The following is a 9,415-nucleotide window of genomic DNA, read 5'->3' on the forward strand; positions in this document are numbered from 1 at the left end:
CTGGAGAATCCCCATGCAGACTTCGAACGCAGGCGTTTCGCGCACCCGGCAAGTGGTCGCCGCCGTCATCGGCAACGCCCTGGAATGGTACGACTTCATCGTTTACGGCTTTCTGGCGAGCATCATCGCCCGGCAGTTTTTCCCGTCCGACGACGACTACGCCTCGCTGCTGATGGCGCTGGCGACCTTCGGCGTCGGCTTTTTCATGCGCCCGGTGGGCGGCATCCTGCTCGGCATCTACTCCGACCGCAAAGGGCGCAAAGCCGCGATGCAAATGATCATCCGTCTGATGACCGTGTCCATCGCCCTGATCGCGTTCGCGCCGAACTACGCCGCCATCGGCATGGGCGCGCCGTTGCTGATCGTGGTGGCGCGGATGCTCCAGGGTTTCGCTACGGGCGGTGAATACGCCAGCGCCACGGCGTTTCTGGTAGAGAGCGCGCCGGCCCATCGCAAGGGTTTGTACGGCTCGTGGCAACTGGTCGGGCAATGCCTGGCGGTGTTCAGCGGCGCGGCGATGGTGGCGCTGGTCACGCACCTGTTTTCCCCCGAAGCGCTGGACAGTTGGGGCTGGCGGATTCCGTTCGTGCTCGGCCTGTTGATCGGCCCGGTGGGCTTGTGGATTCGCAAGCACATGGAAGAGCCGGAAGAATTTCTCGAAGCGCGCAAGAAAGCCAAAGGCGCAGCGCCGGGCCTGTGGCAGGTGCTGCGCGAACATCGCCGCAGCCTGCTGGTGTCGATGGGCCTGGCGTGCGGCGCGACGGTGTCGTTCTACGTGGTGCTGGTGAACATGCCGACCTTCGCCCACAAGAACCTCGGCCTGCCGCTGGATCAGGTGTTGCTGGTGCAGATGCTCGCGGTGGGGTTGATGACCGTGGTGATTCCGTTCTCCGGTGCACTGTCGGATCGCCTCGGTCGGCGGCCGGTGCTGATGGCCTTCACCCTGGCGTTTTTCGTCATGGTTTATCCGTTGTATGTGTGGGTCGCGGCGGCGCCTTCGATCGAGCGCCTGCTGGTGATGCAACTGCTGCTGTGCACGGCGATTGGCGGGTTCTTCGGCCCGGCTCCGACGGCGCTGGCCGAACAGTTTCCGATTGAGGTGCGCTCCACCGGCGTGTCGGTGGCCTACAACGTGGCGGTGATGGTGTTCGGTGGTTTCGCGCCGCTGATCGTCACCTGGCTGAGTAAAGTTCTGAACACCCCGGTGGCGCCGTCGTTCTATGTCTTGTTCGCTTGCCTGCTGACCCTGCTCGGTACTTACTGTTTGCAGGAGGTACCACGCGCGAAGAAATCCGTTGCGCTCAACCTGGGAGTGAAACCGTGAGTCCGTTGGCCATTGATCCGATTGTCGCCCTCGACGCTGATGGGCTGTCCCGAGTGATCCATGCCCGCAAGGTGTCGTGCCGCGAGGTAATGCAGGCCTACCTGTCGCACATTGATCGCTTCAATCCGGCGGTCAACGCGCTGGTCTCGCTGCGCCCGCAAGACGTGCTGCTGCGCGAGGCCGATGAGTATGATCGGCAACTGGATCGCGGCGAATCCCGAGGCTGGATGCACGGCATGCCCCAGGCGATCAAGGACCTGGCGGCCACCGCCGGGTTGCGCACGACCCTCGGCTCGCCGCTGTTCGCCGAGCAAGTGCCGCAGCACGATGCGATCAGTGTGGCGCGGGTTCGCGACTGCGGCGCGATCATCATCGGCAAGAGCAACGTCCCGGAATTCGGCCTCGGTTCGCAGACCTACAACAGCGTGTTCGGCACCACCACCAACGCCTACGATCCGGGCCTGATCGCCGGCGGCAGCAGCGGCGGGGCGGCAGTTGCGCTGGCCCTGCGCCTGCTGCCGGTGGCCGACGGCAGCGACATGATGGGCTCGCTGCGTAACCCGGCGGCGTTCAACAACGTGTTCGGCTTCCGCCCGTCCCAAGGGCGTGTGCCCCATGGGCCGATGCCGGAAGTGTTCGTCCAGCAACTGGCCACCGAAGGGCCGATGGGGCGCACGGTCACCGACGTCGCGCGATTGCTCTCGACCCAGGCCGGCTACGATCCGCGCGTGCCGCTGTCGCTGGCCGATGAACCACGGGACTTCGGCCTGGATCTGCACCAGGACTGCAACGGCCTGCGTCTCGGCTGGCTTGGCGATTACAACGGCTATCTGCCGATGGACGACGGTGTGTTGAGCCTGTGCGAATCGGCGCTGGCGGATTTCAGCACCCTGGGTTGTCACGTTGAGGCCTGTCAGCCGGACTTCTCCATGGAACGCCTGTGGCAGACCTGGCTCACGCACCGGCATTTTCTGGTGCAGGGCAGCCTCGGCGCCGCCTATGCCGATCCGCAAAAACGGTCATTGCTCAAACCCGAAGCACAATGGGAAATCGAGGGCGGTCTGCGTCTGACCGCTGCCGAGGTCTATCAGGCGTCGGTCGCGCGCAGCGAGTGGTATCGCGCGTTGAGCGAGTTGTTCGAGCGTTACGATTTCCTGCTGCTGCCCACCGCCCAGGTGTTCCCTTTTGATGCACAGCAGCTGTGGCCGCGAGTCGTCGGTGGGCAAACCATGGACACCTATCACCGCTGGATGGAAGTGGTAATAGGCCCGACGTTGGCGGGGTTGCCGAGCATCAGCGTGCCGGTCGGTTTCAACCCGGCCGGGTTGCCGATGGGCCTGCAAATCATCGGCCCGGCCCAGGCGGATCGGGCGGTGCTGCAACTGGCCTATGCTCATGAACAGCTGACCCGCTGGGTCGAACGGCGACCGCCGGCATGCCTGCAATCGGCCTGAGCGGCCCGCATCTTGCTGCACGAAGTGATCTTTCATCCGTATCCATGGAGGTCGAACACATGGGCAGCAAGGCAGACACCGGTAGCGTGCGCTCGGTCGAACGGGCGCTGGCCATCGTCGAGTTGCTTGGCGAGCATCAGGCGTTGGGGCTGGAAGAGTTGCACTACCTGACGACTCTGCCCAAGGCCACGGTGTCGCGCATGCTCGCGACCTTGCAGGAGCAGGGCTGGATCTATCGCGGCCTCAGCGACCGCCGCTACCGGTTGTGCGCCAAACGGCTGTTCGGTGATCGACAGCAACGCTTCAAACGCCACCTGGTGGAAAGCGCCGCGCCGATGCTGCTGGAGCTTAGCGAGCGCACCGGGCTGGTGGCAGATCTGTCGTGCTTCGACGGCGAACGGGTTGAAGTGATGGAAAGTGCGATCCCGCAGATCTTGCGCAAACGCTATCCCACCAACTGCCAGATCGTCGGCCATCACGCCAGCCTGTTTCATTCGGCCATGGGCCGGGCCTGCCTTGGCGAACTCGACAGCCAGGACGTGAAACGTCTGGCCGAGCGCGAACAATTGGCGGATGACGGTGTATTGCAGGCCACCGAACAAGCCTTGCATCAGGGCTTCGGCCAGCGCACTGAAGGTTATTGGGAATACCCGGTGCGCCTGCCGTTCCTGATTCGCGCGGTGGCGTTGCCGATTCGTGCGCAAGGGCGGCTGGTCGGCAGTATGGCGCTGCACTGGCCAATGGATCAGGCGCCGGTGGAACGGGTGCTGAGCCTGCACCTCAACAGCCTCGCGTCGACCATCGGCGAGGTGCAGCAGGCATTGGCCTGAGTGTTTGCACAGACTGACAGTTTGCAATAACGCCAAGGCCAGTTAAGGTTCGTGCACGTTTATCGGCCCCACGAGTTTTCAATGTTCAACCGTTCTCTGTGCAACGCCTTCGCCGGCCTGCTGCTGGGCGCCGCTGTGCTGCCGGCTCAGGCCAATTGGTATCTGGACGGCGAGTCGTCGCGGCTGTCGTTCGTCAGCACGAAAAACGCCAACGTATCCGAAGTGCAGCGCTTTCTGGTGCTGCACGGCAAGGTCGATCCCGACGGGCGCGCCGTGGTCGAGGTCGAGCTCGACTCGATCAACAGCGGCATCCCGCTGCGCGACGAGCGCATGCGCAAGGAGCTGTTCCAGATCGAACAATTCCCCGAAGCGACCATCACCACCCAGATCGACCTGCGCCCGATCAACGATCTGGCCCCCGGCGCGCAGCTTGAATTGCGCCTGCCGCTGACCGTCAATCTGCACGGCAAACAGCACGAATACCCCGCCGAGCTGCTCGCCACGCGCCTCGATGACCGACGCTTTCAGGTGGTGACCCTGGAGCCGCTGGTGATCAGTGCCGAGGATTTCGATCTGCTGCCAGGGCTGGAAAGCCTGCGCAACATGGCCGGTCTGTCGGCCATCAGTCTGTCGGTGCCGGTGGGTGCGGTGCTGATCTTCACGGCGCGCTGACATGCGCGGCGCGGTGTTTCCGTGGCGTGATGGCAACCGCTTCGAGCTGTTGATCGACGGCCCGCAATTCTTCCCGCGCATGCTCGACGAGATTGCCCGCGCCCGCGAGCAGATCGAACTGGAGCTGTATCTGGTGGAGGCCGGTGCCTGTGCCGAAACCATCGTGCAGGCGCTGGTGCTGGCGGCGGAGCGGGGCGTGCGGGTGCGTTGCCTGTTCGACGATTACGGCAGCCTCGCCTTCACCCTCACGTTGCGCCGGCGGCTGACCGGGGCCGGGGTCGAGCTGCGTTTTTACAACCGGCTGAACTGGCGGCGCTGGGTCGGCAATTTCTATCGCGATCATCGCAAGCTGTTGCTGGTCGACCAGCGTCTGGCGGTGGTTGGCGGCACCGGGGTCACCGACGAGTTCTGGACGCCGGGCCACGACACCAGCGAATGGCACGAGGTCATGGTGCAGATCACCGGCCCGCTGGTGCTCGACTGGCAACTGCTGTTCGACCGCCAATGGATCGCCAACCGCCATCGCCGGGCCTGGCGGCCCAACGCGCATTTCGGCCTGCCACGGCTGCCGCGCGTGCCGGACATGGGGGAGGGCATGGGCCGCGTGGCCTACGCCGACGCCCGCCAGCATCGCGACATTCTGCAATCGCTGTTCCGCGCGCTGAACAGCGGCCAGCAGCGGATCTGGCTGGCCACGCCGTACTTCCTGCCCACCTGGAAAATCCGCCGTTCCCTGCGCAAGGCCGCCGCCCGTGGCCTCGACGTGCGCCTGCTGCTGACCGGGCCGCGCACCGATCATCCGTCGGTGCGCTACGCGGGGCATCGCTACTACCCGCGCCTGCTCAAGGCCGGGGTGAAAATCTACGAATACCAGCCGTGTTTCCTGCACCTGAAAATGGTGCTGGTGGACGATTGGGTGAGCATCGGTTCGTGCAACTTCGATCACTGGAATCTGCGCTTCAATCTTGAAGCGAATCTGGAAGCGCTGGACCCGTCACTGACGGCAGCGGTGGCGGCGAGTTTCGAGAAGGACTTCGGCCTGAGTCAGCAGGTGAGCCTGGAGGAGTGGCGGAAACGGCCACTGTGGCGGCGGGTGAAGCAGCGGGTGTGGGGCTGGGTAGATCGGGTGGTGGTCAACTTGCTCGACAGACGCGGCTAGTCGCTGCCCCCGATTGATCGTTCCCACGCTCCGCGTGGGAATGCAGCCCGGGACGCTCCGCGTCCCAAAGCGGACGCAGAGCGTCCATTGAGGCATTCCCACGCAGAGCGTGGGAACGATCGAGCGGAGAGGGGATTACAGCAACTCAAAGCTCTGCTGCGTCACGTCCTGGGAATCCAGGCCGATCTGCACGTTGAACTTGCCAGGCTCGGCCGCGTACTTGAGCTGGGCGTTGTAGAACTTCAGGTCATCTTCGGTGATGGTGAAGTGCACGACTTTCTGCTCGCCGGCCTTGAGCATGATTTTCTGGAAGTTCTTCAGTTCCTTGACCGGACGGATCATCGACCCGGTGACGTCCTGGATATACAGCTGCACCACGGTTTCGCCGTCACGCTTGCCGGTGTTCTTGACCATGACACTGGCGTCGAGCTTGCCGGTGGCGTTCAGGGTGGTCGAAGACAGCGCCATGTCGCTCAGGCTGAAGTCGGTGTAGCTCAGACCGAAACCGAACGGGAACAGCGGCCCGGTGGTGTCATCGAAATACTGCGAGGTGTAGTTGCCCGGTTTGCCCGGCGTGAACGGCCGGCCAATGCTCAGGTGGTTGTAGTAGGTCGGGATCTGGCCCACGGAACGCGGGAAGGTCACCGGCAGTTTGCCCGACGGGTTGTAGTCGCCGAACAGCACGTCGGCGATGGCGTTGCCGCCCTCGGTGCCGCTGAACCAGGTTTCCAGAATCGCGTCAGCCTGTTCTTTCTCTTCGAGGATCGTCAGCGGACGGCCGTTCATCAGCACCAGCACCAGCGGCTTGCCGGTGGCTTTCAGGGCACGGATCAGCTCGCGCTGGTTTTCCGGGATGTTCAGGTCGGTGCGGCTCGACGATTCGTGGGACATGCCACGGGACTCGCCCACGGCAGCGACCACCACGTCAGCATCCTTGGCGGCTTTCACCGCTTCGTCGATCAACACGTTGGCCGGGCGTGGGTCATCGACCACTTCCGGGGCGTCGAAGTTGAGGAAGTTCAGGTAGTCGAGAACCTTCTTGTCGCTGGTGATGTTGGCGCCACGGGCGTAGATCAGGTTCGCCTTGTCGCCGATCACATTGCTCATGCCATCAAACAGGGTCACCGATTGCGCCGGACGACCGGCGGCCGCCCAGCTGCCCATCATGTCGATCGGGGCCTTGGCCAGCGGGCCGACCAGCGCGACTTTGGCGGTTTTCTTCAGCGGCAGGGTTTCGTTCCGGTTCTTCAGCAGCACCAGGCTGCGACGCGCCACTTCACGGGCGTCGGCGCGGTGCAGGCGACTTTCGGCGTAGGTGTCGGCCGGATCGTCTTCAGCCTTGCCGATGCGAAGGTACGGGTCCTTGAACAGGCCCATGTCGTACTTGGCGGCGAGGACTTCACGCACGGCGTTGTCGATGTCTTGCTGTTCGATCTCGCCGGACTTGAGCAGCCCCGGCAGCTCTTTGCCGTACAGGGTGTCGTTCATGCTCATGTCGATGCCGGCCTTGATCGCCAGCTTCGCCGCTTCCCGACCGTCGCGGGCCACGCCGTGCTTGATCAGTTCGAAGATCGCGCCGTGGTCGCTGACCGCCAGGCCTTTGAAGCCCCAGTCCTTGCGCAGCAGATCGTTCATCAGCCAGGTGTTGGCGGTGGCCGGGATGCCGTTGATCGAGTTCAACGCCACCATCACGCCGCCGGCGCCAGCGTCGATGGCTGCGCGGTACGGTGGCAGGTAGTCCTGGTACATCTTCACCGGGCTCATGTCGACGGTGTTGTAGTCGCGACCGCCCTCGACCGCGCCGTACAGGGCGAAGTGCTTGACGCTGGCCATGATGCTGTCGGCTGCGCTCGGCGTGTCGCCCTGATAGGCCTTGACCATGACTTTGGCGATGCGCGAGGTCAGGTAGGTGTCTTCACCGAAACCTTCGGAGCTGCGGCCCCAGCGTGGGTCGCGGGAGATGTCGACCATCGGCGCGAAGGTGATGTCGAGGCTGTCGGCGGCGGCTTCCTTGGCGGCAACGCGCCCGGACTGGCCGATGGCGTCCATGTCCCAGCTAGAGGCCAGCGCCAGCGGAATCGGGAAAATCGTACGGTGACCGTGGATCACGTCGTACGCGAAAAACATCGGAATCTTCAGCCGGCTGCGCATGGCAGCATCCTGCATCGGACGGTTTTCCGGGCGGGTGATCGAGTTGAAGGTGCCGCCGATGTTGCCGGCGGCGATCTCTTTGCGGATCAGCTCGCGGGGCATTTCCGGGCCGATGCTGATCAGGCGCAACTGGCCGATCTTCTCGTCGAGGGTCATCTGTTTCATCAGATTACTGATGAACGCATCCTTGTTTTCCAGGGGGACCGGGGTCGTGGCGGCCAGTACTTGATGACTGGCCAGGCTGACGAACAGGCCCAGCAAACACAGCTTCTTCATGAATAGTTTTCTCAAGGGCCTAAACGGCGTTACAACACCGGCCAGCCAAAATGTAGGGAGCGACTATTGTTGTTCGGGTGCTGATTCAGAAAACGACAGCCGAATGTACGTCGAACGTTTCGGCGACGTGATCGCGCAGGGCCTCTTTTTAGCCCATCGGCCCGCCGCAATCCAGTGGCGGGGGCGATTATGCCCCAACCGTCGGCTGAGAATGTTTCGCGATTCATTATTCATGAAATGTGCAAGGGAGCACCCGTCCGATGAATGTCAGTCCTGTCTACCGCTCGCGTTTGCAGGTCGCCACCCTGCTGGTGCTGGCCACGTTGTTGACCGCCTGCGGCATCAACAACATCCCCACCCTCGACGAACAGGCCAAGGCTGCCTGGGGCCAGGTGCAGAACCAGTACCAGCGCCGCGCCGACCTGATCCCCAATCTGGTGGAAACCGTGAAGGGCTATGCCAAACACGAGGAAGCAACCCTGACCGCCGTGATCGAGGCCCGGGCCAAGGCGACGTCGATCCAGGTCGATGCCAGCACTCTCGACAATCCGGAAAAACTCAAGCAGTTCCAGCAGGCCCAGGATCAGCTGACCGGTGCCTTGAGCCGGTTGATGGTGGTGTCCGAACGCTATCCGGACCTGAAAGCCAACCAGAACTTCCTCGCCCTGCAATCGCAACTCGAGGGTACGGAAAACCGCATCGCCGTGGCGCGTCGGGATTTCATTCTGGCGGTGCAGAAATACAACACCGAAATCCGCACCTTTCCCGGTCGCCTGTGGCACAGCGTGATGTACAGCAATTTGCCGATACGCGAGACCTTCGAAGCCACCAGCCCCGGCGCGGACAAGGCCCCGGAAGTGAAGTTCTGAGCCGGGGATGCCCATGCGTGTGTTGAAGATGGGCCTGGTGCTGATGCTGTGGCTGTTTGCCGTCAGCGCCCGGGCCGAGTTGACCTTTCCGGCGCTGACCGGGCGGGTGGTGGACGATGCGCAGATGATCGAGCCGTCGGTGCGCACGCAACTGAGCCAGCAATTGCAGGCCCACGAGCAGGCGACCGGCGAACAGTTGGTGGTGGTGACGTTGCCGAACCTGCAAGGCGCGACCATCGAGGACTATGGCGTCGAGCTCGGCCGGCATTGGGGCATCGGCCAGAAGGACAAGAACAACGGCGCACTGTTGATCGTCGCCCGGGACGAGCGCAAATTGCGCATCGAAGTCGGCTACGGGCTGGAGGACCGGCTGACCGACGCGCAGAGCTCGGTGATCATTCATCAGGTGATCACGCCGTCGTTCAAGGCCGGCAATTTCAGCAAGGGCATCAGCGACGGTGTCGCGGCGATGCTGGTAGTGCTGGGCGGAAATCCGTTGGACGAGCCGTCCACGGTGTATGAATCGGCCGGCGATCCTGCGGACGACTTCGTCTCGCGGCATCCGGCGTTGTTCGTATTTCTGGTGATGTTGTTCATCGTGACTGTTTTTGTCTGCCAGATGCTCGGTATCCTTCCCGCCGGCCGGGGCGGCTCCGGAGGATCGGGCGGCGGTTTCGGCG

General features: G+C 63.4%; 8 protein-coding genes. 7 read left to right on the forward strand and 1 reads right to left on the reverse strand.

Features of this window, described 5'->3' with window-relative positions:
* The first annotated feature begins 13 nt into the window (after nt 1-13).
* The 5 genes from CAF76_RS17130 to CAF76_RS17150 all read left to right on the forward strand — a co-directional run bounded on the left by CAF76_RS17130 (nt 14) and on the right by CAF76_RS17150 (nt 5,439).
* Nucleotides 14-1,324, forward strand: coding sequence for a citrate-proton symporter (locus CAF76_RS17130; RefSeq protein WP_085647868.1), 1,311 nt, complete (start codon nt 14-16; stop codon nt 1,322-1,324).
* Nucleotides 1,321-2,778, forward strand: coding sequence for an amidase (locus CAF76_RS17135; protein ID WP_085647869.1), 1,458 nt, complete (start codon nt 1,321-1,323; stop codon nt 2,776-2,778). The genes CAF76_RS17130 and CAF76_RS17135 overlap by 4 nt, the downstream gene beginning before the upstream one ends.
* A 59-nt stretch (nt 2,779-2,837) precedes the next feature.
* Nucleotides 2,838-3,608: an IclR family transcriptional regulator gene (locus CAF76_RS17140; protein ID WP_085647870.1), complete on the forward strand. Its 771-nt coding sequence runs from the start codon at nt 2,838-2,840 to the stop codon at nt 3,606-3,608.
* Nucleotides 3,609-3,689: 81 nt separating this feature from the next.
* The gene (locus tag CAF76_RS17145; protein WP_039771474.1) at nt 3,690-4,280 is read left to right on the forward strand and encodes a YceI family protein; all 591 of its coding nucleotides are present in this window, start codon (nt 3,690-3,692) and stop codon (nt 4,278-4,280) included.
* 1 nt (nt 4,281) lies between these two features.
* Nucleotides 4,282-5,439, forward strand: a complete 1,158-nt coding sequence (locus CAF76_RS17150; RefSeq protein WP_085647871.1) for a phosphatidylserine/phosphatidylglycerophosphate/cardiolipin synthase family protein — start codon at nt 4,282-4,284, stop codon at nt 5,437-5,439.
* A 135-nt stretch (nt 5,440-5,574) separates the two neighbouring features.
* Here CAF76_RS17150 and bglX read toward each other — a convergent pair whose 3' ends face one another.
* Nucleotides 5,575-7,866 (reverse strand): beta-glucosidase BglX, encoded by a 2,292-nt coding sequence (bglX, locus tag CAF76_RS17155; RefSeq protein ID WP_085647872.1) that lies wholly within the window; start codon nt 7,864-7,866, stop codon nt 5,575-5,577.
* A 260-nt stretch (nt 7,867-8,126) separates the two neighbouring features.
* Between bglX and CAF76_RS17160 the strand changes: the two genes are divergently transcribed.
* On the forward strand, nt 8,127-8,735 hold the full coding sequence (locus CAF76_RS17160; protein WP_039771481.1) for a LemA family protein: 609 nt from the start codon (nt 8,127-8,129) through the stop codon (nt 8,733-8,735).
* 13 nt (nt 8,736-8,748) lie between these two features.
* The coding region (locus tag CAF76_RS17165; RefSeq protein WP_085695476.1) for a YgcG family protein at nt 8,749-9,415 on the forward strand (667 nt) is incomplete at its 3' end.

It is taken from the genome of Pseudomonas sp. B40(2017), assembly GCF_002112855.1.
Classification (GTDB): Bacteria; Pseudomonadota; Gammaproteobacteria; order Pseudomonadales; family Pseudomonadaceae; genus Aquipseudomonas; species Aquipseudomonas pharyngis.